Annotated in this window: 27 protein-coding genes; 12 read left to right on the top strand and 15 right to left on the bottom strand. The window is 69.8% G+C overall.

Features of this window, described 5'->3' with window-relative positions; all coding sequences use genetic code 11:
• Nucleotides 1-8: 8 nt before the first annotated feature.
• Genes QTH86_RS07630 through QTH86_RS07600 form a run of 7 tightly spaced genes read left to right on the top strand, consistent with a single transcriptional unit; the run spans nucleotide 9 to nucleotide 6,017 of the window.
• On the top strand, nucleotides 9-1,190 hold the full coding sequence (locus QTH86_RS07630; protein ID WP_286645274.1) for an MFS transporter: 1,182 nt from the start codon (nucleotides 9-11) through the stop codon (nucleotides 1,188-1,190).
• Nucleotides 1,191-1,239: 49 nt separating this feature from the next.
• Complete coding sequence (locus tag QTH86_RS07625) at nucleotides 1,240-1,833, top strand: rhomboid family intramembrane serine protease (protein WP_286645275.1); 594 nt, start codon at nucleotides 1,240-1,242, stop codon at nucleotides 1,831-1,833.
• Nucleotides 1,834-1,857: 24 nt separating this feature from the next.
• A complete protein-coding gene (pcaB, locus tag QTH86_RS07620; protein WP_286645276.1) occupies nucleotides 1,858-3,090 on the top strand; it encodes a 3-carboxy-cis,cis-muconate cycloisomerase in 1,233 nt (410 codons plus the stop codon).
• Complete coding sequence (locus QTH86_RS07615) at nucleotides 3,087-3,509, top strand: carboxymuconolactone decarboxylase family protein (protein ID WP_286645277.1); 423 nt, start codon at nucleotides 3,087-3,089, stop codon at nucleotides 3,507-3,509. The genes pcaB and QTH86_RS07615 overlap by 4 nt, the downstream gene beginning before the upstream one ends.
• Nucleotides 3,506-4,723 (top strand): Bcr/CflA family efflux MFS transporter, encoded by a 1,218-nt coding sequence (locus tag QTH86_RS07610; RefSeq protein WP_286645278.1) that lies wholly within the window; start codon nucleotides 3,506-3,508, stop codon nucleotides 4,721-4,723. The genes QTH86_RS07615 and QTH86_RS07610 overlap by 4 nt, the downstream gene beginning before the upstream one ends.
• Nucleotides 4,724-5,488, top strand: a complete 765-nt coding sequence (gene pcaD / locus QTH86_RS07605; RefSeq protein ID WP_286645279.1) for a 3-oxoadipate enol-lactonase — start codon at nucleotides 4,724-4,726, stop codon at nucleotides 5,486-5,488.
• A 16-nt stretch (nucleotides 5,489-5,504) separates the two neighbouring features.
• Entirely contained in the window at nucleotides 5,505-6,017 is a 513-nt protein-coding gene (locus QTH86_RS07600) for a nucleoside deaminase (protein WP_286645280.1), read from the top strand.
• A gap of 18 nt (nucleotides 6,018-6,035) precedes the next feature.
• Here QTH86_RS07600 and QTH86_RS07595 read toward each other — a convergent pair whose 3' ends face one another.
• On the bottom strand, nucleotides 6,036-6,338 hold the full coding sequence (locus tag QTH86_RS07595; RefSeq protein WP_286645281.1) for an HNH endonuclease: 303 nt from the start codon (nucleotides 6,336-6,338) through the stop codon (nucleotides 6,036-6,038).
• Between the two features lie 96 nt (nucleotides 6,339-6,434).
• Between QTH86_RS07595 and QTH86_RS07590 the strand changes: the two genes are divergently transcribed.
• Both QTH86_RS07590 and QTH86_RS07585 read left to right on the top strand, forming a co-directional pair.
• Nucleotides 6,435-7,421 carry an NAD-dependent epimerase/dehydratase family protein gene (locus tag QTH86_RS07590; protein WP_286645282.1) on the top strand — a complete coding sequence of 329 codons (987 nt, stop codon included), beginning with the start codon at nucleotides 6,435-6,437 and terminating at the stop codon, nucleotides 7,419-7,421.
• Entirely contained in the window at nucleotides 7,421-8,500 is a 1,080-nt protein-coding gene (locus tag QTH86_RS07585; protein WP_286645283.1) for a mitochondrial fission ELM1 family protein, read from the top strand. Before QTH86_RS07590 ends, QTH86_RS07585 begins: the two co-directional genes overlap by 1 nt.
• Nucleotides 8,501-8,525: 25 nt before the next feature.
• Here QTH86_RS07585 and QTH86_RS07580 read toward each other — a convergent pair whose 3' ends face one another.
• The 7 genes from QTH86_RS07580 to QTH86_RS07550 form a co-directional block, all read right to left on the bottom strand.
• Nucleotides 8,526-9,410 carry a glycosyltransferase family protein gene (locus QTH86_RS07580; protein WP_286645284.1) on the bottom strand — a complete coding sequence of 295 codons (885 nt, stop codon included), beginning with the start codon at nucleotides 9,408-9,410 and terminating at the stop codon, nucleotides 8,526-8,528.
• Between the two features lie 43 nt (nucleotides 9,411-9,453).
• On the bottom strand, nucleotides 9,454-10,296 hold the full coding sequence (locus QTH86_RS07575; protein WP_286645285.1) for a hypothetical protein: 843 nt from the start codon (nucleotides 10,294-10,296) through the stop codon (nucleotides 9,454-9,456).
• Between the two features lie 19 nt (nucleotides 10,297-10,315).
• On the bottom strand, nucleotides 10,316-11,497 hold the full coding sequence (gene spt / locus QTH86_RS07570) for a serine palmitoyltransferase (protein ID WP_286645286.1): 1,182 nt from the start codon (nucleotides 11,495-11,497) through the stop codon (nucleotides 10,316-10,318).
• Entirely contained in the window at nucleotides 11,494-11,751 is a 258-nt protein-coding gene (locus tag QTH86_RS07565; RefSeq protein WP_286645287.1) for an acyl carrier protein, read from the bottom strand. The genes spt and QTH86_RS07565 overlap by 4 nt, the downstream gene beginning before the upstream one ends.
• A 10-nt stretch (nucleotides 11,752-11,761) precedes the next feature.
• Entirely contained in the window at nucleotides 11,762-13,573 is a 1,812-nt protein-coding gene (locus QTH86_RS07560; RefSeq protein WP_286645288.1) for a fatty acyl-AMP ligase, read from the bottom strand.
• Nucleotides 13,574-13,803: 230 nt separating this feature from the next.
• The gene (locus QTH86_RS07555; RefSeq protein ID WP_286645289.1) at nucleotides 13,804-15,765 is read right to left on the bottom strand and encodes a non-ribosomal peptide synthetase; all 1,962 of its coding nucleotides are present in this window, start codon (nucleotides 15,763-15,765) and stop codon (nucleotides 13,804-13,806) included.
• A 20-nt stretch (nucleotides 15,766-15,785) separates the two neighbouring features.
• Nucleotides 15,786-17,099 (bottom strand): cytochrome P450, encoded by a 1,314-nt coding sequence (locus tag QTH86_RS07550; RefSeq protein ID WP_286645290.1) that lies wholly within the window; start codon nucleotides 17,097-17,099, stop codon nucleotides 15,786-15,788.
• 64 nt (nucleotides 17,100-17,163) lie between these two features.
• Between QTH86_RS07550 and QTH86_RS07545 the strand changes: the two genes are divergently transcribed.
• Together QTH86_RS07545 and QTH86_RS07540 are read left to right on the top strand one after the other, a co-directional pair.
• Nucleotides 17,164-17,832 (top strand): 4'-phosphopantetheinyl transferase family protein, encoded by a 669-nt coding sequence (locus QTH86_RS07545; RefSeq protein WP_286645291.1) that lies wholly within the window; start codon nucleotides 17,164-17,166, stop codon nucleotides 17,830-17,832.
• A 72-nt stretch (nucleotides 17,833-17,904) separates the two neighbouring features.
• Entirely contained in the window at nucleotides 17,905-18,696 is a 792-nt protein-coding gene (locus QTH86_RS07540; RefSeq protein WP_286645292.1) for a phosphocholine cytidylyltransferase family protein, read from the top strand.
• Here the strand turns inward: QTH86_RS07540 and QTH86_RS07535 are convergent.
• Genes QTH86_RS07535 through QTH86_RS07505 form a run of 7 tightly spaced genes read right to left on the bottom strand, consistent with a single transcriptional unit; the run spans nucleotide 18,682 to nucleotide 25,504 of the window.
• A complete protein-coding gene (locus QTH86_RS07535; protein WP_286645293.1) occupies nucleotides 18,682-19,500 on the bottom strand; it encodes a nucleotidyltransferase family protein in 819 nt (272 codons plus the stop codon). The two genes, QTH86_RS07540 and QTH86_RS07535, sit on opposite strands and share 15 nt — an antisense overlap.
• A 1-nt stretch (nucleotide 19,501) precedes the next feature.
• Nucleotides 19,502-20,641, bottom strand: coding sequence for a dATP pyrophosphohydrolase (locus QTH86_RS07530; RefSeq protein WP_286645294.1), 1,140 nt, complete (start codon nucleotides 20,639-20,641; stop codon nucleotides 19,502-19,504).
• Between the two features lie 6 nt (nucleotides 20,642-20,647).
• Nucleotides 20,648-21,856, bottom strand: a complete 1,209-nt coding sequence (locus QTH86_RS07525) for a CDP-alcohol phosphatidyltransferase family protein (protein WP_286645295.1) — start codon at nucleotides 21,854-21,856, stop codon at nucleotides 20,648-20,650.
• Nucleotides 21,853-22,920 carry an LptF/LptG family permease gene (locus tag QTH86_RS07520; RefSeq protein WP_286645296.1) on the bottom strand — a complete coding sequence of 356 codons (1,068 nt, stop codon included), beginning with the start codon at nucleotides 22,918-22,920 and terminating at the stop codon, nucleotides 21,853-21,855. Before QTH86_RS07520 ends, QTH86_RS07525 begins: the two co-directional genes overlap by 4 nt.
• Nucleotides 22,917-24,107, bottom strand: a complete 1,191-nt coding sequence (locus QTH86_RS07515) for an LptF/LptG family permease (RefSeq protein WP_286645297.1) — start codon at nucleotides 24,105-24,107, stop codon at nucleotides 22,917-22,919. The genes QTH86_RS07520 and QTH86_RS07515 overlap by 4 nt, the downstream gene beginning before the upstream one ends.
• 19 nt (nucleotides 24,108-24,126) lie before the next feature.
• Nucleotides 24,127-24,570: an HIT family protein gene (locus QTH86_RS07510; protein WP_286645298.1), complete on the bottom strand. Its 444-nt coding sequence runs from the start codon at nucleotides 24,568-24,570 to the stop codon at nucleotides 24,127-24,129.
• A gap of 34 nt (nucleotides 24,571-24,604) precedes the next feature.
• A complete protein-coding gene (locus QTH86_RS07505; protein ID WP_286646744.1) occupies nucleotides 24,605-25,504 on the bottom strand; it encodes a metallophosphoesterase family protein in 900 nt (299 codons plus the stop codon).
• A 106-nt stretch (nucleotides 25,505-25,610) separates the two neighbouring features.
• Here QTH86_RS07505 and QTH86_RS07500 point away from each other — a divergent pair, with 106 nt between their 5' ends.
• A complete protein-coding gene (locus tag QTH86_RS07500; protein WP_286645299.1) occupies nucleotides 25,611-26,744 on the top strand; it encodes a CDP-alcohol phosphatidyltransferase family protein in 1,134 nt (377 codons plus the stop codon).

The raw sequence follows: 26,744 nt of genomic DNA, 5'->3' as shown, positions 1-26,744 counted from the left end.
CCCCGCCCTTGCCCTCGGGCGGCGCCGGCCACCTGCTGGCTTTCGCCGCGCTGTCGGCCAGCTATTTCGCGCACATCGGTTTCTTCAACCCCTACCTGCCGCTGTGGCTGAAGGACCAGGGGTTGCCGATCATCACCATCAGCCTGCTGGCCGCGGTGCAGTCCTTCACCCGCGTGTTCGCGCCCTATGCGTGGGGCGCGCTGAGCGACCGCACCGGCGAGCGCGTGCGGCTGCTGCGCATCAGCGCGGCCATCGCGCTGGCGGTGTCCTTCGGCCTCTGGGTGCCGGGCAACGCGTGGTGGGTCGGGCTGGTGCTGCTGCTGCTCTTCACGCACACCAGCTCGATGATGGGCCTGACCGAGGCGGCGATGGCGCAACTGGTGGCCGGCGACTGGGGCCGCTACGGCCGCATCCGGCTGTGGGGCTCGGCGGGTTTTCTGGTTACGGTCTTCATCGCGGGCAAGTGGTTCGACCACTTCGGCATGGGCCACTTCCCGGCGTGGGCGGGCGTGACGCTGGCGCTGGTGCTGCTGGCCGCCTGGCGCCTGCCCGATGTGCGCGAGCCGCGCGCGGCGCATGCCAAGGACCACGTGCCGGTGCTGCCCGTGCTGCGCCAGCCGGTGGTGCGCTGGTTCCTGCTGTCGCTGTGCCTGCACGTCACCGCGCACTTCTCGATCTACGGCTTTCTGTCGCTCTACCTCGATTCGCTGGGCTACGGCAAGGGCATGATCGGCGCGCTCTGGGCGCTGTCGATCGTGAGCGAGGTCGCCTGGTTCTTCGTGCAGGGGCGCTTCATCGGCCGGCTGACGATGTCGCACTGGCTGCTGCTGTGCAGCGCGGTGGCGGTGGTGCGCATGGCGATGACCGGCGTGGCGGGGCAGTGGCTGGCGGCCATCCTGTTCGCGCAGTTGCTGCACGGCCTGAGCTTCGCCGCGCACCACACGACCTGCATCGCGCTGATCACGTGCCATTTCCCCGGTCGCCTGCGGGGTCGGGGCCAGGCGCTCTTCACCGTGGTCGGCTACGGTATCGGGGGCGTGGCCGGCGTGCTGGCGGGCGGTGCTCTGGCCAGCCGCTTCGGCTTCGTGGCGATGTACGTCGCCGCCACGGTGCTCGCGCTGCTGGGCACGGGGTGTGCCTGGCGCATGCTGCGTGCCGAGACCGCCCTGGAACCCCGCGCCGCCGCCTGAATCGCATCCCGCTGTCCTTCTTCCTTCCTCGTCCAGAAACGGAGCCCCGATGTTTTCCATGCCGCCCGCCACCCAGGCGCTGATCCTCAGTTGCGTGGTCGTGTTCCTGCTGCAGTCGCTGGGCGTCGACGGCCTGGCGTTCTTCGCGCTGTGGCCGGTCGGCTCGGGCGGCTTCATGCCGTGGCAGGTGATCACCTATGCCTTCCTGCACGGCGGCATCTCGCACCTCGTCTTCAACATGTTCGGCCTCTTCATGTTCGGTGCCGAGCTCGAACGCGTGTGGGGCTCGAAGCGCCTGCTGGTCTTCTACTTCGCGAGCGTGATCGTCGCGGCGCTCACGCAATTGCTGGTGGCGGCCTGGAGCGGCAGCCCGAACCCCACGGTCGGCGCATCTGGTGGCCTGTTCGGGTTGCTGGCCGGCTTCGCGATGCTGTTCCCGAACCGTCGCATCGTCCCGCTGATCCCGCCGATCCCGATGCCGGCCTGGCTCTTCGTGGTGATCTACGGCGTGATCGAACTCTTCCTCGGAGTGACCGGCAGCATGAGCGGCGTGGCGCACTTCGCGCACCTTGGTGGCATCCTCGGCGGCTGGCTGACGCTGCGCTATTGGCGCGGGCAGGTGCCGTTCGGCCGTCGCCTGTGATCATCGAGGCTTGGGACATCTGCCATGAGCATCTTCGACAGCTTTCTCTCGACCCCCGCCATGCGGACGGTCTTCGACGGTCCGGCCGTCATCGCCGCCATGCTGCGCTTCGAGGCCGGCCTGGCGCGCGCGCAAGCAGAGGTTGGCCTGATCCCCGCCGACGCAGCCGGTGCCATCGCCGCCTGCTGCAACCTCGACGACGTCGACCCGGTGCAGATCGGCCTCGACAGCGGCCGCGCCGGCAGCCTGGCCATCCCGCTGGTGAAGGCGCTGAAGGACATCGTCGGCCAGCGCCATCCGGAGGCGCTGCCGCATGTGCACCTCGGCGCCACCAGCCAGGACGTGATCGACACGGCGATGGTGCTGGTGACGCGTGACGCGCTCGCGTTGCTGCTGGCCGACGTCGACGCCGCCATCGCCGCGCTGCTGCGCCATGCCGGGCAGCACGCCGCCACGCCGATGCTGGCGCGCACGCTGATGCAGCCGGCCTCGGTCACCAGCTTCGGCCTGGTGTGCGCGGGCTGGGCCGCGCCGCTGGTGCGCAGCCGCGAGCGTCTGCAGGCCGCGGCGCGGGCTGCATTGCAGTTGCAGCTCGGCGGTGCGGTCGGCACGCTGGCGCAGATGAAGGGGCAGGGCGCCGTGGTGCGCGCGCGCCTGGCCGCCGCCCTGCAACTGCGCGATCCCGGCGCCACCTGGCACACCCAGCGCGACAGCTGGACGGCGCTGGCTTGCGAGCTCGGCCTGCTGGCCGGCAGCCTGGGCAAGATCGCGCTCGACATCTCGCTGCTGGGCCAGTACGAGGTCGCCGAAGTCACCGAGCCCGCCGAGGTCGGCCGGGGCGGTTCGTCGGCCATGCCGCACAAGCGCAACCCGGTCGCCTCGATGGTCGCACTGGCCGCCGCGCAGCGCGCGCCGCAGCAGGTCGCCGCGCTGCTCGCCGCGATGCCGCAGCAGCACCAGCGCGCCCTCGGGCCGTGGCAGGCCGAGCTGGCCGAATGGCCGCAGCTGTGGCTCACCGTGCAGGGCAGCGCCCATGCGCTCGCGGGCGCGCTGCCGGGCCTGAACGTGGATGCGGCACGCATGCGCGCCAACATCGACCGGCTGCGCGCTGAGCTGCCGGCCCAGGCGGCCGACGAATGGTTCGATCCGGCGCTGGCCGACGGCGTGGCCGGACTCGCACGTGCGCAGGCGCACGACTTGCAGACGCGCTTCGACGTGATTCGCAACAACACATCATCCAAGGACGGTTCGCCATGAGCGACGACAAAGCACCTCATCCCGACTACGAACGCGGCCTGCTGCAACGCCGCCGCGTGCTGGGCGACGCCTGGGTCGACCAGTCGCTCGCCAAGCGCACGACCTTCAACGCCGAGTTCCAGGAGCTCATCACGCGCCATGCGTGGCACGACATCTGGGGCCGGCCTGCGCTGGGCGACAAGACGCGCCGCTACATGGTGCTGTCGATGATGCTCGGCACGCATGCGTACGAGGAATTCGCGATGCACGTGTGCGCCGCGCTGGACGGCCCACCCGAGTCGCGCCTGACGCCCGAGGACATCAAGGAGGTGCTGATGATGGCTGCCATCTACTGCGGTGTGCCGGTGGCCAACCATGCCTTCGGCATCGCGACCGCGATCCTGCGCGAGAAGGGCCTGCTCGAAGAGCTGCCGAAGTGAGCGTGCGGGGCCACGCGCCATCGCCCGCGACGGCCTTCGTGCTGCTGTTGCCGCTGCTGCTGGCGGCCCAGCCGGTCGCCACCGACAGCTACCTGCCCGCGCTGCCCGAGATCGCGCGCGACCTCGGCTCCGCCAGCGCCAGCCTCACCGCCTTCGTACTGGCCTTCGGCATCGCCCAGTTGGTCTGCGGGCCGCTGTCCGACCGCTTCGGGCGACGCCCGGTGCTGCTCACCGGCCTGGCGGTCTACGCCATCGCCGCGGCCGGCGCGATCTTCTCGCCGAGCATGGCGGTGCTGGTCGGCTTCCGCGTGCTGCAGGGCTTCTCCATGGCCGCCATCCTGGTCTGCGCGCGCGCGGCGGTGCGCGACCTGTACCCCGCGCACGAGGGGCCTCACGTCATGGCACGCGGACTCACCGGCCTCGGCGTAGTTGGCCTGATCGCGCCGGTGATGGGCGCCTTCACCGTGCAGGAATTCGGCTGGCGCTGGGTGCTCGGCGGCATGGCCGTCTATGCGGCGCTGCTGTGGGTGCTGTGCCTGCGCCTCTTCGGCGAGACGCTGCATCGCCCCGGCGCCGGCGAGCCGGCCACGCCGAAGGGCAGCGTGCGCGAGGTGTTTGCCAGCCCGAGCTTCCGCGCCTGGGCCTCGGTAGCCGCCACCACCTACAGCGGCATCTTCGCCTTCCTGCTGCTGTCGCCGATGGTCTACATCGGCTACCTCGGCCTGTCGCCGATCATGTACGGCTGGATTCCCGCGGGCGGCTCGCTGGTCTACATCTTCAGCACCACGATGTGCCGGCGCCTGCTGCGGCGGCTGGGCGTGGTGCACACGGTGCAGCTCGGCGCGACGCTGAGCTGCACCGGGCCGCTGATCCAGGTCGTCGGCTGCGTGTTGGCGCCGCAATCGGTCGTGCCGCTGCTGGTCGGCCACGCCGTGTACTGTCTCGGCCATGGCATCCACCAGCCCTGCGGCCAGGCCGGCGCGGTGGGGGACCTGCCGCATCTCGCGGGCCGGGCCGTGTCGTGGTCGGGTTTCGGCATGATGCTGGTCGGCTTCGTCGTCGGCCAGACGGCCGCCAGCTTTGTCGACCCGCAATCGTCCAACGGCGCCTGGCCGATGGTCGTGCCGATGCTGCTGGCCGGCATGGTGCTGATGCTCATCGCATTCTTCTGGGTGCCGCGCCTGCCGGCACCCTCCACCGCAAGGAGACCCTGAATGATTTCCCTGAATGTCCTGCGCGAGGGCGAAGGCCCGATCGTCGTGCTGAGCCATGCGCTCGGCTGCAACCTGCGCATGTGGGACGCCGTGGCCGCGCGGCTGGCGCGTGCCCACACCGTGATCCGCTACGACCACCGCGACCATGGCGCTTCCCCCGTCGTGCCCGGCGCCTTCGGCATCGAGACGCTGGCCGACGACGCGGCGTCGCTGATCGAGCGCGAGGCGGCCGGCGAGCCGGTGCACTTCGTCGGCCTCTCGATGGGCGGCATGACGGCGCAGGCGCTGGCGGTGCGCCGCCCCGAGTTGCTCAAGACCGTGGTTATCGCCAACTCGAGCGCGCACTACCCCGACAGCACGCCATGGACGGCGCGCGTGGCACGGGTGCAGACCGACGGGGTCGCCGCGATCGCCGATGGCGCGGTCGAGCGCTGGATCACCCCGGGCTGGCGCGCGACGCCCGAAGGTACTGGCGCCGCGGCTGCGCTGCGCGACATGCTGGTCAAGACCGATGCCGCCGGCTACGTCGAAAGCTGCAAGGCGGTCGCGGCCATCGACTTCCGCGAGAGCAACACGCGCATCGCGGTGCCCACGCTCGTCATTGCCGGCACGCAGGACCTGGCCACGCCGCCCGCGATGTCGCAGCAGATGGTGGCGCAGATTCCCGGCGCCAGGCTCGCCACGATCGACGCGGCCCACCTGAGCGCGGTGGAGAAGCCCGACGAATTCGTCGGGCTGCTGATCGACTTCTGGCGCAGCCTGTGAATTGACGAGCCCGACGATGTTCGACCCCGACCTGCCCGCACAGGGCCTGCGCCCCACGCACGCCCAGATGCTCAAGCACCTGCGCCGCTCCAACGCGGTGGCGCAGCGCGCCGTCGCGCTGGGCCACCATCCCTTCGGCGCCGTGCTGGTCGGCCCCGACCAGGAGACCGTGCTGCTCGAGCAGTGCAACATCGACACGGTCAACCATGCCGAGTCGACGCTCGCGCGCGTGGCGGCGACCAACTTCACGCCGGAGTTCCTGTGGGGCTGCACGCTCTACACCGCGGTCGAGCCCTGCTGCATGTGCGCCGGCACCGCCTACTGGGCCAACATCGGCCGCGTGGTCTACGGCATGACCGAGGCGCAACTGCTGGCTGAGACCGGCAGCCATGCCGAGAATCCGACGATGAGCGTGCCGTCGCGCTATGTTTTCGACCACTGCCAGAAGCCGGTCGAACTCATCGGCCCCGTGCCGGAGATCGCCGAGGAGACGGTCGTCCTGCAACGGGCCTTCTGGGCATCGCGCTGACGCGCTCCCGGAGGCGTCTCAGCGCATCGTCGGCGTGGGCCGCAGCTTCTTGCAGTCCTTGCCCGTCGATTCCTTGATGAAGCGCTTGTCCGCCGGGGTGAGCCATCGCATGTTCTCGCGCTTGTCCTGTCCCCCGGCACAGAGCTGGACCACGTAGCCGATCTGCCAGTCGGGGCAGGCGCCTTCGGCCTGGCCGGTGGAGGGGCAAGGGTGCTCCTGGCGAAAGGCGCGCTGCTCGGCGTGGTCGCGGTGCTTGCTGCGGGCGTCGGCCAGGCCGGGCAGGGTGGCGAGCATCAGGCAGAGGAGGAGGGTCTTGTTCATGCAGAGGGCCGCGGCAGTCGAATCGCGGTGCTCTATGCTATCCGGCTCCCGGGCCTGGCGCTCTCGGCCATCGCCCGCGGTCTTCTCAGTGACTCAATGCATTTGCCTCCTCTGAATTCCGATGTCGACCCGGCGCGTGCGCCCCTGGTCGCCGTGACCGGCGCGACCGGCTTCATCGGGCGGCATCTCGTCGCCGCGCTGGTGCAGTCGGGGTGGCGCGTGCGGCTGCTGTTGCGCCGCGAGCCGTCCGGCGCCGAATGGCGCCAGTCGACGCCGGAGGTGGTGGCCGGGTCGCTCGACAACGAGGCGGCGCTGGCCCGTCTGGTGGAGGGCGCCGACGCGGTGATCCATCTGGCCGGGCTCATCAAGGCGGCACGGCGTGCCGATTTCTTCGCAGTGAACGAGGAGGGCGTCGCGCGGATCGCGCAGGCGACGCAGCGGCTGTCACCCGGCGCGCATTTCCTGCTGGTCTCCAGCCTGGCCGCGCGCGAACCTTCGCTCTCGGACTATGCCGCCAGCAAGCGTGCCGGTGAGGCCGCGGCGCTCAACGCGATGGGCGTGCGCACCACGGTGCTGCGCCCACCCGCGGTCTACGGCGCGGGTGACCGCGAAACGCTGCGCTTCTTCCAGGTCGCCCGCTGGCCGCGCGTGCCCTTGCTCGGCGGGCCGGATGCGCGCGCCGCGCTGATCCATGTGCGCGACGTGGCCCGGCTGATCGTCACGCTCGTCGCGTCGACGCCGCAGGGCCAGGTGCTGGCGGCGGCCGATGGCCAGCCGGCGGGCTACCGTTGGGACGAACTGCTCGGTGCCGCGGCACGCGCCGTCGGCAACCCGACGCCGCGCTTCGTGCAGGCGCCGCAAGGGCTGCTGCGCGGCGTGGCATGGGTGGGCGATGTGGCGCGCCTCGGCGGCTCGGCCGCCATGCTCAACTCTCAAAAGCTGCGCGAACTGCGGCATGCGGACTGGGGCGTCTCGCCAGCCGAACTCGCGCGGCCGGCGGGCTGGTCACCGCAGTTCGATATCGACACCGGCTTCGCCGATGCCGTCGCCTGGTACCGGTCGGCCGGCTGGTTGCCGGGCTGATGGTGACGCCTCCCGATCCCGGCGCGGCGTCGGTCTGGGTGCTGCTGGGCGCGCGCCATGGCGACAACCAGCAGCTGCTGGCCATCGCCGATGCCTTGGGTGTGCCGTACCGCACCGTGCCCCTGCGCTTCAACGTCGCGGCGGGGTTGCCGCCGGTTCTGCTGGGTGCCTCGCGGCTGAGTTGGGGCCGCAAGGACCCGGCAGCGCTGCAGCCGCCCTGGCCGCGTGTGGTGCTGGCGGCCGGGCGCAAGAGCGTGCCGGCGGCGCGGTGGATCCGGCGGCAATCGGGCGGGCGCACGCGGCTGGTCCACATCAATCGGCCGTGGGCGCCGCTGTCATGGTTCGACCTGATCGTCACCGCGCCGCAGTACGCGGTGCCCGAGCGTCCCAACGTGCTGAGCCACCGCATGCCCTTCATGCCGCCACCGGTTCTGATCGACGTGCCGCTGCCCAGGGCGTTGCAGGCGCAGGCGGCGCGCCTGCCGCGGCCCTGGACGCTGGTGATGGTCGGTGGCGACAGCCGGCCTTTCGTGCTCGACGACGAGGCGGCCGTCGGCCTGGCGCGCCTCGTGAATGCACAGGTGCGAGCGCAGGGCGGCAGTGCCTGGGTGCTCGGCAGCCCGCGGACGCCGGCCACCGCCATGGACGTGCTGGCCCGGACGCTCGATGTGCCCGTGCATGTCGTTCGCTGGGGCGAGGGCGAGAACCCCTATGCCGCCCTGCGCCAGCGCGCCGACCGCCTTGTCGTCACGACCGACAGCGCGTCGATGCTGACCGAGGCCTTGCTCACGGGCAAGCCGGTCGTGCCCTTCGCATTGCCGCGGCAACCGGATTGGCGCTGGCGCCTGGCGACGGCCTGGCGCGCCGCTGCGGCACGGCGGCCCGGGTCGATGGTGGCGCGCAGCTTCGATGCGCTGCAGGACCTGGGATTGCTCTCGTCGCTGCGCGACCTGGGCCTGCTGCACCGTGCGCTGGAAGCGGCCGGCGCGTTCGATGGCCGCGGCCGCGTGCTCGACATCGCGCGGCAGGAACGTGAGGCCACGCTGGCGCGCATCCGAGCACTGATCGATCGGCGCTGATCGGGCTCGATCGGGCAGCCGGTGCTCAGGCGATGGCGTGCGCGGCGCGGGCCACGCAGTCCATCGCATCCCTGCGCACATGGCCGCGCGCGATCTCCGCCTCGAGCAGGGCACGGTCGATCGACCCGTTGTCCAGGCACTCGCCCAGCATCCGGAAAAACAGCTTTTCCTGCGCCGGGTCGGGATGCCGGCGGTAGCGACCGGCACCGCGCCCCGTCAGCTTGCGCAGCCAGATGCCGGCGCGCGAGGTGAGCGTGGTGCCGCGCGGCGTGAAATCCGAGGGCAGGCCGGTCTTCCACGGCTGCGTGCGGCGATGGGTGTTGTGCAGCAGCTTCGTCTGCGGCGTGAGCCGGTCGAAGTCGTTCCACTCGGGCTCCAGCGGCGCGACGCTGCCAGGCGGCTCGAGCAGCAGCCACATCCAATCGCGGTAGTCGCGCTCGCCGCGGAAGGTGCGCTCGAAGTCCGCCTCCCACTGCCAGTGCGTGAGGCGCGCGCAGTCCATCAGCATCACGCTCGACGCGTAATGCAGCGGGCGGCGGAAGTCGCCGTCCATCTGCCGCGCCATCACGGCGGCACCGCCCATGTCGCGCTCGAGCAGCGCGTTGATGTCACCGAGCGCGAAGATGTCGGGGTCGATCAGCACCGCGCGGCCGGCGTAGCCCATCTGCTCGGGCACGGCGAAGCGCAGCGGTGTGAACGACTGCAGATCGTCGTTGCGCCACAGCACCTGCTGGCCTTCGCGCAGGTAGCGGCGGCCCTCGAAGCGCTCGAAGGCCGGGAAGTCCGTCGTCTGGAGGATGCGCACGTCGAAGCGCTCCGGCGCGGCGCTGCGGCTGCGCAACGCGTGTTGCGCCACCAGGGCGCCGACGATCTGCTTGGGGTTGGTGTGGATGAAAACGGCGTTGCGCATGCCGTATTTTCACCGCTGTCCCGGCTGCCGCCGACCGCGCGTGCTAGCGCCGCTGCCAGTAGGCTTCGTCGCGCGCGACCAACAGATCGTCCGTGCGGCTCTTGCCGTCGATCTTGCGGTCGCCCTTCATGTGGTCCATGAAGCGGCCGAGGCGCGAATTGATCAGCACATGCGAGGCCTGCCAGCCGGCGCCTTCGGCGATGTCGTGCGTGTGGGCACCGCGCGCTTCGGCGCGTTCGCGCACCACGTCGAAGAGGTAGGAGTCGTGGTACTCGTACTCGGCGAAGAGCAGGTCCTTGTTGTACATCGCCTCGAACTCGGCCAGCAGGCGTCGCGTCTCCGGATGTCGCAGGTTGTAGACCACGAAGCCGCACTCGGTATGGTTCGGGCGGCGCAGGCAGGACACGGCGCTGTCCGGCGGCATCATTGCGGCCAGCTCGGCCACGTCGACGTCGGCGAAGAAACGGGTGTCGGCGTCGATCCAGATGAGCGCGTCCGCATCGGTGCGGCGCGCGGCGTCGAAGATCGCATAGCTCTTGTGCGAGAAGCGCACCGCGTCCCAGCGGTAGCCCGCCTTCTTGACGCGCCACGGCAGCGGGATCGACAGCGGGCCGATGCGCAGACGCCGGCGTGGGCGCCATTGGCCGATGGCGCGGGGATTGTCACGATGCCGCGCCTTGAACGCGACCAGTTCGGGGCTCGCGGCGTTCAGGTCGTGCACCTCAATGCGCCCCGGTGCCGACGGCGGTACAAAACCCTCGTGGTAGAGCATCAACGGCACATCGTGTGGCCAGTGGTCCAGAAAGGTCTCGACCATGGTCCGCCCGTAGTTCTCGTAACCGGCTGCATGGCAGGTCGTGACGACGGCGAAGCGGCGCTGGGACATGATGGGGGGCCTTGAATACTCAGCGTCGCGCGCTGGCCAGCGCGGCGATGATGTGCCCGATGTCGTCGTCGCTGTGCGCCGCGCTGAGGCTGATGCGCACCAGGCTCAGGCCGGCGGGCGTGGCAGGCGGGATCATCAGGTTGGTGTAGATGCCGCTGTCCAGCAGCGACTGCCACAGTGCCTGCGCTTCGGCACGCTCGGTGAAGACCAACGCGGCGACCGGGCCGGGCGTCGTGGTGCCCAACCGGTAGCCGAGCTTCGAGGCCTCGGCGTAGAGGCGTTCGGCGTGCCGCCACAGCCGTTCGCGCAACGCATGGCCGGCCAGCATCTGGCGCAGTGCTTCGCGCGTCGCCGCGATCGAGGGCGGCGACGAGGACGCCGTGAAGATGTAGGGGCGGCTCACCATCCGCACGTATTCGAGTTCCGCGTGCCGGCCGATGCAGAAGCCACCAACGCCACCCAGGCTCTTGGAGAAGGTGCCGACGATGAAGTCGACGTCGTCGAGCACGCCCAGTTCTTCCGACAGCCCGAGGCCGCGTTCACCGAAGACGCCGAAGGAATGCGCCTCGTCGACCAGCAGCCAGGCGCCGTAGCGCCGCTTGATCTCGGCGATTTCCTTCAACGGCGCACGGTCGCCGAGGGTGCTGTAGACGCCCTCGACCACGATCAACGCACGGTGCGCATCATCGCCGAGCCGCGCGAGGCGGCGGTCGAGGTTCTCGGGGTCGTTGTGCCGGAACCGGATGGTGGTGGCGTTGCTCAACCGGCAGCCGTCGTGGATGCTGGCATGGCTGTCGGCATCGACCAGCAGGTAGTCGCCGGTGTCGGCCAGCGCGGAGATCACGCCGAGGTTGGTCTGGTAGCCGGTGGAGAAGACGATGCAGGACGGCCAGCCGACGGCGTCGGCCAGCGCACGCTCCAGTGCACGGTGGCCGGCGTAGTTGCCGCTGGCCATGCGTGAACCGGTGGAACCGGTGCCCTGGGTTTCGATGGCCTCGATGGCGGCGGCCCGGCAGGCCGCGTCGTAGGTCAGGCCCAGGTAGTTGTTGGTCCCCGCGAGCACCATGCGGCGCCCGCCGATGGTGGCAGAGGTGGCCGAATGGATCTCGTCCATCGGCGTCGCGATCGGTGCCACGCCGCCCATCGCGTCCAGGCTCGTCTGGAGCTGGCGCTGCGCGCCGAACTTGTTCAGAAGACTCACGCCGCACCGCCGGTCAGCTGGGCGATGCCGGCGCGCAGCCCGTTGATGGTGTGCGCCTGGGCCAGCGTTTCCACCGGGATCGACAGGTCGAGGCGGTCCTCGATCTCCATGACGAGGTCCATCACGCCGATCGAGTCGAGGTCGGCCTCCTGCATGAGGTCGGCGTCGCCGCCCAGGCCCGCCGTGCCGGGACGGATCGCTTCGAGGGCTTCGCGGATGGCGCTTTCGATGGTTGCCAGATTCAATTCGGTCACGGGGGAAGGCTCAATCAGGGGTCGTCAGGGCAATGTCGCGGCCGATGCTCGCGTGCTGCGTCTGGACGCGTGCATCGTCCTTGACGAAGCCGACCTGCGGCTCCTCGCCGCAGCGCTTGAGGAAATCGCTGCGCGCCATGCTGCGCGACAGCTTGCCCGACGAGGTGCGCGGCAGGGTGTGCGGCGGCACCAGTTCGATCAGGCAATGGATGCCGAATTCGGCGTGGATCGCCTGCTTCAGGCGCACCGACAGCGACGCGAGCTTGATCGGGTCGGCTTCCCGGCACTGCACGACCAGCACCGCGGTTTCGTTCTCGTCCTCGTCCGCGACCGTGAAGGCGGACGCATCGGTCGGCCGGACTTCGGGCTGCTGTTCGGCCAGGTACTCGAGGTCCTGCGGCCAGATGTTGCGGCCCTTGATGATCATCAGGTCCTTGGCGCGACCGGTGACGAACAACGAACCGTCGGCGAAATAGCCCAGGTCGCCGGTGTTGAGCCAGCCATCGTCCGACAGCACCTCTTGCGTGGCCTCGGGATTGCCGAAGTAGCCCGACATCACACTGGGGCCGCGCAGATAGATGGCGCCGCACCGGCGTTCGGGCAGCACGTTGCCCCGGTCGCCTCGCACTTCGACCTCGAAGCCCGGCAGCGGCCGGCCGCAGTCGATGAAGGCCTTGCCCTTGACGGCGGCTTCGCCCTCGATCGGCGGACGCGCCTCGCCCGTGCGGGACAGCCGGTCGATGTCGATCAAATCGCTGTGCGGGCCGCTGCCCACGGGGGTGAAGCTCACGCCCAGCGCGCACTCCGCCATGCCGTAGCTGGGCAGGAAGGCGCGTTCGTCGAAGCCGGCCGGCGCCAGGATCTCGGCCACCTGCCGCAGGGACTCGGGATGGATCATCTCGGCGCCCACACCGGCGATGCGCCAGGAGGACAGGTCGAGTGCCTCGATATCCGCCGGACGCAGGCGTCGGGCGCACAGCGTGTAGCCAAAGGGCGGGCTGTACGAGATCGTGCAGCGGTTGCGCGAGATCAGCTTGAGCCAGAGGCGCGGGCGCATCGCGAACTCGCGCGTCGGCAGGTAGTCGACCGAGCGTTGCGTCGCCATGCATCCCAGCACGATGCCCACCAGACCCATGTCGTGGTAGTGCGGCAGCCAGGAGCAGAAACGATCGTCCGCGGTGAGCGCGAAGCCATGGTTGAAGATGGCGCTGAGGTTGGCCATGACCGCGGCCTGCGTGATCATGGTGCCGCGCGGGAAGCGGGTGCTGCCCGAGGTGTACTGCAGGTAGGCCAGGTCGGTCGACACGGGCGGCGGCGGCAGCTTTTCCTGGGCATCCAGTGCCAGGAAGTCGTCCAGGGTGCCGGACAGCGTGAGCGGCAGGCCTTCGCTGGCCTCGTTTAGGAAGCCGACGAATTCGGACGGGGCGAAGGCGGCGACGGCCTGGCAGTCGCGCATCAGCTGGCGCAGGTGGCGAACGTAGGCCTCGCGGCCGCCCAGGTGCACGGCGGCCGGCAGCGGCACGGGCACCAAGCCGGCGTACTGGCACGCGTAGAACATCACGGCGAAGTCGGGGTGCGTGTGGGCGACCAGGGCCAACCGCTTACCGCGGCCGAGCGGCGCCAGGCGACGCGACATCTCGAGGGCGCGGCGACGCAGTTCGCGGTAGGGCAGAACGGCCGAGAGCTTGTCGCGTCCGTCGTAGTAGTTGAACCCGGTCTCGCCGGTCGCGGCGTAGTCCAGGGCTTCGGTCAGGGTGGAGAAGACCGCGCTGCGCAGCGCAAGGCCGCTGGCCGTCGGCGTCGGTGCCGTATCGAGGAGCATTGCTTGCGTCACCGTGCACCCCCCCGCTTCTCGTGCCCCTGAACTCTCGGGAGAACGCTAGAACACAACATATTGGGCATGCACTGCTTCACTCTATAACTTGGGCTGTACTGTACAGTACTGTACGGTTTGGGCCATTCGCAAGCTGCGTGCCCCATGGAAGAAATTCAAGATCTGCGGGATTGAAAAATCCGCAAACATCAGACTGTCATAAATGTTATGCACAGTGATCAGGTCTGGGTTTCATCCAGAAGTTTCGCCAGCTGCTCCAGCGTCGGGTAATCGAAAAGATCCGTGACCTCGATCCGCTGGGGGAATTCGCGCTCGATCGCTTCATGGATGCGCGCCAGGGTGAGCGATTTGAGGTTGATTTCCAGCAAGTTGGTTTGGACCGTGATCTGCTGGTCTGGAATCAACGGCTCGCAGATCTCCTTGAGGCGCAGGGCCGTTGATTTCGGCCCTGCCTCGACAGGTTCGATCGCGGCGTTCGCTGACATAAACCCTGCCAATTCCGAGCGTATTGTAGCGAATTCGCCTTGTTCGAAGGCGAGGGCCAGTGCATACCGTTGCAGCTTGCCACTGGTGGTCTTCGGAATGGCGCTGACGGGCACGATGTCGTTCAGTTCCAGGTCGGTTTGCTGGCCGATGATGCGTCGCAAAGCCTGAACTTTGGGCACGAAGCCCGCCAGATCTCCGCGGTGGACCACGAACAGCGCGACCGATTCGGTGCCTTCGCTGGCGTCGCGCACCCCGACCGCTGCCACCCGGTTGGCCTCGATGCCAGGCACCTGTTGGGCGATCTCCTCCAGATCGGTCGGGTAGTAGTTCTGTCCGTTGACGATGATCAGGTCCTTGGCCCGACCCGTGATCACGAGCTGCCCGTCCAGCATCACGCCCAGGTCGCCGGTGTCCAGCCATCCGGGTGTCACCCGCGATGCGCCGTTACCGCTCCCCTCGCGAAAATAACCGCCGGACACGTTGTCGCCCCGGATCTGAACGTGGCCGACCGTCTGGTCGGCCAAGCCGGTGCCGGCGTCGTCCACGATCCGGATCTCGCAGCCGGGCACGGCGCGGCCGAGCTTGACGAATTCGATGGCATGCGCCGACCCAGGTGCCGCAGCCCGCACGGGCGCGCCGACACGAAGGGCTGTCCGATCGAGCTCGATCGTCTCCAGCGGTGTCGATGGGGGCGGGAAGCTCACCGCCAGGCTGGCTTCGGCCAACCCGTACACCGGAAACATGGCGTTCGGCGGGAGTCCATGGGGTGCCATGGACTGGGTGAAACGCCGGCACAACTCGGCCGAGATCGGTTCGGCGCCATTGAAGATCAGTCGCACGGCCGACAGGTCCAGCCCCTGGGGCGGCTTCAGCGCGAACTGCCGCAGGTAATGCTGGTAGCCGAAGTTCGGCGAGCACAGCACCGTGGCCCGGCGCTGGCTGGCCTGGTCGAGCCAGAGCAGGGGGCGCCGCGCGAACAGGTCGGTGCGCATGATCGCGTGGCTGGCGCCGCAGGCCAGCATGTTCAGGTGGAAGCCGATCAGCCCCATGTCGTGGGACAGCGGCATCCAGCTGAGCGCCACGTCGCGGTCCGAGAAGGCGCCGGCCTCGATGATCGCGGCGATGTTGGCGCACAGGTTGCGGTGCGTCAGCAGCACGCCCTTGGGCTCACCGGTGGAGCCGGAGGAATACTGGATGAACGCCAGGTCGTCCGGACGCGGCGACACGGGCTGCCCCGGTTCGCCGCCGATGTCGAGGCTGCCCGGAACCAGGGCGCGGGCACGCAGCGCCGCCGCCTGGTCGGCCAGCCCCTGCGCTGCGGCGAAGCCGTCGAGGCGTTCCAGCGACGTGCCGTCGATGTAGACCGATGCCTTCGGGCCGAGCTGCGCGAAGACACGCAGCAGCTTCTGGCGGTGCGCATCGGTGGCGCCGGGCGCGAGAGGGACCGGGACGACGCCGCCCAGCACGCAGGCCCAGAACATTTCCAGGAAGCGTTCGTTGTCGGCCAGGCACAGGATCATCGTGTCGCCGGGCGCGAGCGACTGGCGCTGGAGCGCGCCGAGCACGGCGAGCGCGCGCTGGCGCAGCCGCTGGAAGCTCAGCACGCGCTGCTCCTTGTCGCCCTCGATGAGCGTGATCTGGCGGTCGTCGCGCGCGGTGGCGGGCAGGATGGCGTGGAGGGTGTCGAATGGCATGGAGAAAAGGAGGTTGCCGCTCAGCGGCGCGACACGAGCCGCATCCGCAGGGGATGGCGCGTGCGCAGGTTGATCTGGAATTCGGCCTCGGCGGGCTCGGCGTCGACGGGAACCCATCGGAAGCGCTCCGCCACCATCGTCAGATGGGTGGCCATCTCCGCCATGGCGAAGCCGGCACCCACGCAGAAGCGCGGGCCGGCCGAGAAGGGCAGGTAGGCGAAGCGATGCCGGCCCGCGGCCGCATCCGGCATGAAGCGCGCCGGCAAGAATTCCTCGGGGCGCTCCCACTGGGCCGCGTCGCGGTGCAGCAGGTAGGGGCAGATGAAGATGTCCGTGCCGGCTGGGACGTGGTAGCCGCCCAGGGTGTCGTCCTGCACGGCGCGGCGGCTGAAGAGCCACACCGGCGGGTAGAGACGGAGCGCTTCCTGCAGCACCTGTTCGACGTAGTCTGCGGAGGCGAAGGGGGTCGCCAGGGCTTGGTCCGGCGCGACTTCGGCGGGCGCCGCGTGGGCGATGGCGGCGTGGAGTGCCGCTTCGGCTTCGGGATGCCGGGACAGCAGGTACCAGGTCCAGTTGAGCGTGCTGGCGGTGGTCTCGTGGCCGGCGACGATCAGCGTCATGACCTCGTCGAGGAGGGCCCGGTCCGGCATCGGCTCGCCGCTGGCCTTGTCGCGCGCCTGCATCAGCATCGAGAGCCAGTCGGACTCGACCCGCGCCTCCTGGCGGCGGGTTTCGATGATGGCGCGCACGAAACGCGCGAGGCCGCGGAAGCGGGCCGCGAACTGCAGATCGCGCCGGCTCTCTTCGGTCAGCAGGTCGAAGGGGCTGCCGCCCTCGGCCTCGACCAGGCGGTCGAAGTCCGCACTGAACAGCGCCCGCAGCACGATCTCGAGCGCGACGCTGCTGAGTTCGTGTGTCAGGTCGATGGGCTCGCCGCTGTCGGCGTGCGCGCTCCAGCGCGTCAGCAGGTCGGCGTTGACCTGCCGCACCACCGGGGCGAAGCCGCGGGTCGCCTGGCCCTGGAAGGCGGGTTGGATCATGCGGCGCTGGCGCGCCCACAGGTCGCCGTCGCTGACGATCAGGCCGTTCCCGAGGAGCACCCGCACACGTTCGAGGCCCGCGCCCTTGACGTAGTTGCCGCGGTTGGTCAGCAGCACGCGGCGGATGTCGTCGGGGTCGTGGATGACGAGGCCATCGCCAGGGCGCGTCAGTGACGGAACGCGGTAGATCGCGCCGTAGCGGGCGCGCAGTTGCTGCAGCACCGGCAAGGTCTCGTCATTGGCGTCGAGGTCGTAGCCCTGGTCGGGGCCCGGCGCCAAATGTCCCTGTGCCATAATCCGAAATTGCCCTTGGTGCTGAGCCCTCGATTATGTCATGTGCGCGCCAAACGCTGCGTCCATGCCCCTCTCCGTCCTGATCGCCGATGACTCCGTGCTTCCGATGGCACTCGAGGCTGCCTGGATGGACGAATTGCCCCTTGCCCGCCGGACCCAGATCGCGCGCTGGCCCAACGTCCGCTCGCGGCACCGGTCGCTGATTGCCAGCCGGCTGCTGCGCGAAGGGCTTCGGCAATTCGGTCACCTCGGCGCCGTGCTGTCGTCCCTGCACTACACCGCGCACGGTCGACCGGCGCTCGATCTGGCGGTCGATTTCAGCATCTCCCATTGCGAAGGCCGCGTTGTCTGCGCCGTGTCGACAGACGGTCCGATCGGCGTCGATGTCGAGGCGATCGGCGCGCTGACGGCCGACGACTTTCCGCGCTACCTCAACGACGGCGAGCGTGCCTGGGCCGGCCGCGATCCGCGGCGCTTCTTGTCGGTCTGGACGCGCAAGGAAGCGGTGGCGAAGGCCGCCGGGGCCGACAGCCTGGCCAGGCTGCGCGACATCGATACCCGGCCGGCGGGTGAGGGCGCTGCGTTTGCCGGCCAAGTCTGGCAGACTCCAGCGCTCGAAATGGGAAGCGCCCATGTGGCGCATCTCGCGCTTCGAGACCGGCACGCGCCTTGGCGCGCGACACAGGTGTCCAGCGCCTGGCTCGAACGCGACCTTTGCATCGATCGGCCCTGATCCTCGGCTCGCCTCGCCGCCGAATCGCCGACCTGTCCCATCGTCTCTTCTTTTTCTGATTGGTGAATCAACGTGTCCAGACCTGAGCGTGCCCTCATCCTCGGCGCCGGCCAAGGCAGTCGCCTGCTGCCGCTGACCGAACAACTTCCGAAGTGCCTGCTCGACCTGGGCAGCGGCCGCAGCATGCTCGAATGGCAGCTGCGCGGCCTGATGGAGGCGGGCATCGGCGAAGCGGTCGTCGTGACCGGCTTCCGCTCCGACCTCGTCGAGCAGGCGCTGCAACGCATCACACCGGCCGGCATGACGGTGCGCACCCTGTTCAACCCCTTCTACAAGCTGGCCGACAACCTCGCGAGTTGCTGGATGGCCCGCGCCGAGCTGCAGGCGCCTTGTCTCATCCTCAACGGCGACACCCTGTTCGAGCCGGAGATCGCGCGCCGCCTGCTCGCGGCGCCATCGGCACCGATCACGGTCACCATCGACCGCAAACCGGGCTACGACGCCGACGACATGAAGGTGGAGGTCGAGGGCGACCGCCTGCGCGCCATCGGCAAGACCTTGTCGGCCGAGCGGGTCAACGGCGAATCGATCGGCTTCCTGCGCTTCGAGGCCGAGGGTGCCGCGCTGTTCGTCGCCGAGCTCGAACGCACGATGCGTACCGCCGAGGGCCCGGGTCTGTGGTACCTCTCGGCGATCCATCGCCTGGCCGGTGCCGGTGCGGACATCCGCGTGGCCTCAATCGAAGGCCTGCAGTGGGGCGAACTCGATTTCCCGGCCGATCTGACGTACGTCCGGACCTTGGCCGCCGGCTGGCTCGGTGCCAGCGCGACGCCGCAGACCGCGAAGCTTTCAGCGACCGCTTGAGGTGGACGGGCCGTTCAGGCCCGGGCCCTCGGCCGCCACCAGCCGGCGTACCAGGTCCAGGTCCGCGGCCTTGTCCACGTCGATCGCGGCGCGCCCGTCGCGCATCGACACCAGCGCGAGCCGCGCACCGCCGGACAACGCGCCCAGTCGCTCGGCCGCTGCAGCGGAACGGAGCCAGCCCAGCCGATAGCGCAGCGCGAACCACCAGCCCAGGCGCTGCATCATGCGCAGCGGCTCCTTGCGCAGACGTTCCATCTCGCCCCAGAACACGATCACGCCGGCTGCCTTCGGCCGTGCCAGCAGGAACAGGTTGCAGCCCGAGAAGTCGTCGTCCGAGAAGCGCAGCCAGGTGCGCCGCGTGGCGGGCGCGGCCGCTTCGACCGCCTGGCGCGGTGCCAATGCGGCCGCCACGTCGGCCTCGGGCGGGCAGGCGGCCAGGAACTCGTCGATCCATGCGGCCTGCAGCAGCGCGTGGTCGGCCGTGGTGACGAAGAGGGGCGTGCCTTCCTGTGCGAGTGCCGCGGCGACAGTGGCGCTGGGCCCTTCCTGCGTCGACATCGTGGTCCACGGTTTGCCGCAGACATCGGGCTGAAGGCCTGGCAGGTCGTTCAGCAATTCGGGCCGGTCGATCGCGATCACGATCCGCCCGACCGCGGGGGCGGCCATGAGCGCGGCGACGACCCGCTCGATCATGGTCGTGCCGCCGATCTCGATCAGCGCCTTGTGGCTCACGCCGGCGTAGTTGGCCAGCGGGTCGCCGCCGGCCCGCGTGCCGGCCAGCACCAGCGCGGTGAGTCCGGTCATGTCAGGCGGCGCCGCCGATGCCAAGGGTCTTTTCGTAGACGCGGTAGGTCTTGTAAGGCGCGGCACCGAGCGATTCGATGATGTGCCGCATCGGCCGGTTGTCCTCCAGGATCCACGACAACTCGACCTGCTTCACGCCCTTGGCGCGCAGGCCCTGGCGCATCGTGTCGATGGCCAGGAAGGGCGCGATGGCGCCGGCCAGCTCGCCGCTGATGCTGCGGCTGATGCCCATCAGCGGCACGCGCGCCGTCTTCGTGCCGCGCTTGAGGCGCAGCATCAGCTTGGCCCAGTTGAAGGGCAGCAGCTTGCCGCCGAAGTCCGCGATCATCTCGTTGAGGTTGGGCAGGGCGATGCCGAAGCCCACGGCCTTGCCGTTGAGCTCGACGATGGCCACGCAGGTCGGGTCGATGAACATCTTCAGGCTCTTGGCCATGTGCGCGATCTCCGCTTCGGTGAACGGGATGAAGCCCCAGTTCTGCGACCAGGCGTCGTTGAAGATCGCGGTGACCGTGTCGAACTCTTCCAGGTAGCGCTTGGTGTCGAGGTTGCGCACGGTGAGCGCAGACGGCTTGCGCGGACCGATCATGCGGCGCGCGGCGGCGGGCATCTCGTGCTCGATGTCGTAGAGGTAGGCGATCATGTCCTTCGCCTTCGCGTAGCCCTCGGCCTCGACCCGTGCGCCGACGTAGCGGGCGTCGTGGCCCATCAGCATCATCGGCGGCGTGTCGAAGCCGTCCACGAGCAGGCCGGTCTCCTCGTTGATCGACAGGTTGAAGGGGCCGAGCACCTTCGTCTTGCCGCGCGCGGCGAGCCACGCTTCGGCGGCCTTGAACAGCGCCGCGAAGACCTGGGCGTCGTCTTCCGCGCAGATCATCCCGAAGTGGCCTTCCGTCGGGTCCTTCACCAGCTTGTCGATCTGCGCACTGATGCGCCCGACATCGCGCCCGTCCTTGCGGGCCAACCAGAACTGCGTTTCGGCGTGCGCGAAATACGGGTTCTTGCGTGGCGACAGGGCCTCGCGCCGCTCCATCATCAGCGGCGGCACGAAGTGCGGGTCGCGTGCATGGATGCGGGAAGGCAGCTGGATGAAGCGGTCCAGTTCCGCCGGTGTGCGCACCGGAACGATTTCGAGCGTGGTCATCAGACTTCAGACAGCCGGGCGGGCCTTGTTGCGTGCGAGGAAGCCGAGCCAGACCGTGCGCACGCCGTGCCAGGCGAACGTCAGACCTTGCCAGGCGGTGACGAGGTACAAGCCGGCCGGGCCGGCGCCGATCAGGAGCGCGAGCGCCATGATCGTCATGGTGATATTGCGGCGGGCGATGAAGCTGCGCACCCGGCCGTCCAGCCGGGTCGCCGCATGCAGCGCGAAGCCCAGGCGCGCCTTGGCGATGCCGAGCACGATGCGGTCGCCCAGGTAGAAAACGATCAGCCAGACGGCGGCCGCGTAGAGCGGGTCGTCCATCGACCGCCCGCCCAGGCCCCAGGCCCAGGCGAAATACCAGAAGGGCGGGTGCACGATGTCCAGGCCGTGGTCGAGCACGTTGCCGATGGCCGAATCGGTGAGCGTCACGCGCGCGATCTTGCCGTCGACGCTGTCGAGCACGCTCATGCCGTAGGCGCACAGGAAGCCCAGCAGGAAGTCGCCCCGCGCGAACAGCGGCACGGCCGCGACCGTCAGGATGATCGACAGCACCGTCACCGTGTTGGGGTGGATGCCCCAGCGGGTGCACAGGCGCACCAGCGGCCATACCAGCGGCGGGTAGACCCAACGCGTGAGCAGGTCGGTCGAGCCCTTGTAGTTGTCCCAGAACATCTGGCGCTCGAGCCGGCGGCGGGTGGCCTTGTCGTTCACCGCGTAGATCCAGTAGGGCAGCGAGCGTCGCAGCTTGTTGACGTAGGCGGGGAAGTCCTGCTCGTCGTACGGCGCGATGCGGCCAGTGGCCAGCAGGGCGTCGGCCACCTCGCGCAGCGTCTGCGCCTCGGCCGGGATGGCGCCGGTCAGCGCGGGCTCCAGGCGCAGCACGACGGCGCGTTCGGCGCCCTCGCCGCGGGCGGCGACGCACGGGGACGTGCCGCGCAGCAGCACGTCGATCAGCCGCGGGTCGACCGCGTTGCCGCCGTCGATCGCCACCAGCGCGCCGCCGGCCAGCGCCTGGCGCAGGCGCGCGCCCAGCGGGGCGGTGTCGACCTCGGGTCGTGCGGCGGGCCAGGCGGTGCGCCCGGCGTCGACGCCGGACAGGACGACCTGCGCCCCGGCATCGAGGTGCTTCACGCTGCGCCGCAGGCGCTCGACCGGCGGGATGCCGTAGAGCGGTTCGGCGCGGGTGGCGGCGGTGGTGTCGATCCAAAGATTCATAGGCGCTCGGAGGCTCTCAGTTGCAGGAAGCCGATCGCCGCGAACAGCGCCGGCGCGGCGAGCGCGATGACCAGGGGTGGCCAACGGGCGGCGAGCCCCAGGGCTGCGACGATGCCGTCGCAGAGAAGAAAGCCCAGGCCGAGGATCAGCGCCATCGCCATTCTCGATGCACCGCCCGTTCCGCGCGGCAGCGACACCGCCGTCGGCAGCGCCAGCAGCAGCATGACGAAGATGGCGAGCGGCGCGGCGTACGAACGGTACAGCACGCTCTGGTAGTAGCGATGGGGCTGGGTCCCGGTGCGGGTGCCGGCGATCACCTCGGCCAGCATGGCGGTCGAGAGGTTCGGCCGCGCGACGTCGAGCCGCAGCACGTCTTCGGGTCGCAGGTTGGTGTCCCAGGCGCGCTCGGCCACCTGGATGCGTTCGACGCGCTGGTCCCCATAGACGAATTCGTTGACGCCCTTGAGCCGCCAGACCTTGCCGTCCCATTGCGCTTCGGTGGCGGTGAGGCGGCTCTGGATCAGGCCGCGGTCGTCGCGGACATACAGCCGCACATCGATCAGCCGCCGGCCATCGGGGCTGGTGCTTTCCATGGAGACGGTGCCACCGGAGGTGTGCGCCCAGCGCTTGGTCGGCGTGTCATCGGCGGGCGCGCTGGCGCTCCACCATTCCTTCAGGCCGTTCTCGGCCGGCGGCAGCACGCGGTCGGAGAGCACGAACTGGGCGACGGCCAGCACGGCGGCCAGCGGCAGCAGGTAGCCGAGCAGCCGCATCATGCTCAGGCCCGCCGTGCGCATCGTGGCGATCTCGAGGTTGCGCGCCATCGTGGCCAGCGCCATCAGCGTGCCGAGCAGCACCGCGGGCGGCAAGGCCATCACCAGCTCGGCCGGCAGGCGCAGCAGGCCGTAGTAAACGATGCCGATGAAGCCCTGGTCGCGCTTGAGCACGTCGGTGGTGACGTCCAGCAGCTCGAGCACCTGCATCAGCGCGGTGATGACCAGGAGCAGCACGAGGATCTGCGTGCCGACGCGGCGCCGCAGGTACGAAGCCATCGCGCGGTTCACGGCGCGGCCTTCGCCAGGTTGCTCAGGCGCCGCGGCTTGAGGCGTTCGATCAGGCGCTCCAGCACGCCCACGGTGCGCGACACCGGGTTGTCGCCGGGCCAGGCCAGGCTGCCGCGGAAGACCCACAGGCTCAGCAGCGCGAAGAGCAGGAAGGGTGTCCACACCGCAAGCGCAGCGGGCAGGCGGCCGCTCTCGGCGAGGCTCTTGCCGAACTGGAGCGTGTGGTTGAGCAGCAGCAAGGCCAGCGACGCGAAGACCACGCCCGGTGTGCGGCGACCGCGCTTGGACGCCATGCCCAGCGGCAGCGCCAGCAGCGGCAGCAGCAGCGGCAGCAGCGCGCGTGCCAGCCGGCTGTGGAATTCGGCCGCCGAGTCGGGCTCACAGGTCTTGCACATGGCCAGCCAGAGTTCGGGCAGCGTGCGTTCGGTGGCCGTCTCGCCGCGATCACGGTAGGGCGCACGCGCCTTCGAGAAATCTTCCACGTAGCCGTCGACGAAGCGGGTGGTGGCGATCGCGCCGTCGGGCGCCTGCCGTACCCGCAGGCCATCCTCCAGCTTGAGGCGCATCTTGCGCGTGTCGGGGTCGCTTTCGAGCTGGCCGCGCACGGCGGTCGTGATTTCCTCGATCCCGTTTTGACGCCGTTCCATGAACACCCCGGTGAAGCGGCGGCCGTTGTCTTCGACCCGGTCGGCGCTGAAGCTGAAGCCGTGGGCGATGTCGATGAAGCGGTTCTCCTCGATCTTCGCGTCCCAGTTGGTCTGCAGCACCGCGTCCATCTTCACGTGGTAGTCGTAGCGCGCCAGCGGCTGCAGCCGGCCGAAGAGGTAGAGATTGAACACGCACAGGAAGAGCGCGAGGATGAAGTAGGGCGCCGCGATGCGCGCGATCGAGCGGCCGGTGGCGAGCATCGCGTCGAGCTCGCTGTCGTCGCCCATGCGCGCCGCGGCCATGAAGATGGCGGCCGTGAACGCCACCGGCAGCGCGAGTCCCAGGTAGTGCGGCACCAGGTCGGCCGCGAGGAGCAGCACGCTCGCGATCGATGCCCCCGTGGACGCCGCGATGTCGAACAGACGCAGCAGGCGCTGGAGCATGGTCGCCAGCAGCATGGTCGCGAGCGCCGTGAGCAGCGGCACGGCGAACAGGCGCACCGCGTAGCGGTCGAGCCGATCGAACGAGAGAAAGCGCAAGGGACGATGCCTCAGTCTCTCAGGGGGCGGTGCGCTGCAGGGCCTCGCGCAGGGCGACGCTCAGTTGGACGGTCATCGCGGCGTCGAGCGCGACGGCCGCGTCCAGCGCCGGCGGGCCGGGCCAGCCGGCGTCGGGGAAAGTCACGCCTTCGAAGCTGCGCGTGCCGTCGTAGCGCGGGATCACGTGGAAGTGCACGTCGGGGTCGACCATCATCAGCATCAGGTAGTTGATGCGCTCGTAGCCCACCAGCTCGTGCAGCGCGGCCTCGATGCGTTGAACCATGCCCTGCATTTCCGCGAAGGCCTTCGCGCTCACATCGGCGAAGGCCTGGACCGGCTCGCGGCACACCAGCACCAGGGCGCCCAGCGTGGGCTGCTTGGGGCGCAGCAGCAGCGTCCAGCAGTCCGTCTGCGCAAGGCGTGTGGCGGGATCGCCGAATTTCGTTTCAGTGGCATTGGCCATCGCAGTCGTCCAGGGTCGTGTATCGCTTGTGCTCTCAGCGGCCGACATTCTCGCCTGAGTCGCGCGAGCGGGCACGCGGCAGGGCCAGCGCATAGCCGCCGTCGGCGATGAAGGCCTCCGCCTCGGTCGACCAGCGGCGCACCTCGACCATGACCTGGGGGCCACTGGCGCCGTCCGTCAGCCGCAGCCGGTGCCAGAGCGCGCCCTGGTCCTTCGGGTTCGGCACGGCCGACGACGAGGGCACGCAGAGGCACGGGATCGGCAGCGACGGCCCGGCCACCACGTCCATGCGGGCGTCGCGGGCGTGGCCATGCAGCACCAGCTCGGCGCCGGCACGCCGCAGCACCGCGCGCAGCGCCGGGGCGTCGGCCAGGGCCTTGCGCCAGCCGATGGCGCCTGCGGCCGGCGGGTGATGCAGCAGGACGATGCGGGTCCGTCCCGCCTGGCCTTCAGCGATCAGCAGCTGTTCGAGGCGCGCGAGTTGCGCGTCGCCGAGCCGGCCGCGGGCCAGCAGCGGCGCGGTCGGCAGCGCCGAATTCAGCCCGATCAGCGCCACGCCGTCGCGGTGATGCACGACGGGCCAGCCGTCGTCCGCGCGGGTCCAGCCCTGCCAGAGCCCGAGGCCCTGCGCGTGCGGCACGGGCACCAGGGCGTCGTGGTTGCCCGGCACGATGCTGATGCGCTCCGGCGGCGCGAGCGCGGTGAGCCAGCGCGCCGCCTGCTCGAACTCGCCGGGCAGCGAGAAGTTGGTGATGTCGCCGGTGACCAGGATGTGATCGACCGCATGGGCGCGCAGGTCCTGCGCGAGCGCGTCGAGGATGTCGGTGCGGTGCAGCGCGCGCCGCCGCTGCCAGGACCAGGCGCTGAGCTGGCGCTTCGACAGGCGCTGCCGCGTCGAGAGCACCGGCTCGAAGGGGAGGTGCAGGTCCGACACGTGGGCCAAGGTCAATCCGCTCATCGATAATCGCCCGCTGCTTCTTTTCTAGACACTTCGCTTCGATCATGCCAAAACTTCATACCCCGCGCGCCGGGCTGTCCAAATGAGCGCAGACAAGGCGCCCACCCAGCGCGTTGCGGGGATCGTCGTCGGCCAATCGCCCTTGCGTGTCTGGGGCCTCACCTCGGAGGCGCGGTTGCAGCGCCAGTTCGCGCGGGCCGGCATGGCGGCGACGCCGGCCGATGCCGACCGTGTCGTGCTGCTGCGGGCCGATTGGGTCTTCGACGAAGCGCTGGTACGCGGCCTCGCCGGTGCGACGGACGACGTCGCATTGCGTGCGGGCGAGGGCGATGGCGAAGTGGTCGCGCTGTCCGTCGCGGCCGCGCAGGCCGCCGAAGCCGCCACGCGGCTGGCCGAGCGGCAAGCGCTGGCCGGCGCACGCACCGTCTCGCCGGCGCAGATCGCCGACGGCTACAACGACAAGCTGCGCAAGCGCGAACCCCCCTACCTGCTCCCGCTGACCGCGGAAAGCATGGACGCCATCGAGTGGCGCACCTTCCGCGGCGCCTACAAGGGCGTGACCGACCTGGTCACGCTCTACGCCTGGCCGCGTCCGGCGCGCTATGTCACGCGGCTGTGCGCCGAAGCCGGCATCACGCCCAACCAGGTGACCTCGCTCAGCCTGGTGCTGGTGCTGGCCGCGATGTGGCTGTTCTGGACCGGGCACTACGGCTGGGGACTGGCGGCCGCCTGGGGCATGACCTTCCTCGACACGGTGGACGGCAAGCTGGCGCGCGTCACGCTGAACTCGTCGCGCTTCGGCGACTTCTTCGACCATTCCATCGACCTGGTCCATCCGCCGTTCTGGTGGTGGGCCTGGATCGTCGGGCTGACGGCCGTCGGCCTGCCGCTGACGCATGCCGCGCTGGCGCTCACGGCCATCGTCGCGGGCTACGTGCTGCAGCGGCTCGAAGAGGGCCTGTTCATCGCCTGCTTCGGCATCGAGATGCACGTGTGGGAGCGCTTCGACAGCCGCTTCCGGCTCATCACCGCGCGGCGCAACCCGAACCTGCTGCTGCTGACGGCGTCGCTGCCTTTCGGCCGTCCCGACCTCGGCATCCTCGCCGTGGCGATCTGGACCGTGGCCTGCCTGGTCGTGCATGCCGTGCGGCTATTGCAGGCCGCCGTGGCGCGCCGCCGCGGCCCGCTGCGCTCCTGGCTCTCCGCGCCGATGTGA

This window comes from Variovorax sp. J2L1-78, assembly GCF_030317205.1.
GTDB classification, from domain to species: Bacteria; Pseudomonadota; Gammaproteobacteria; order Burkholderiales; family Burkholderiaceae_C; genus Variovorax; species Variovorax arabinosiphilus.
This window is presented reverse-complemented; position numbering and strand designations above follow the sequence as displayed.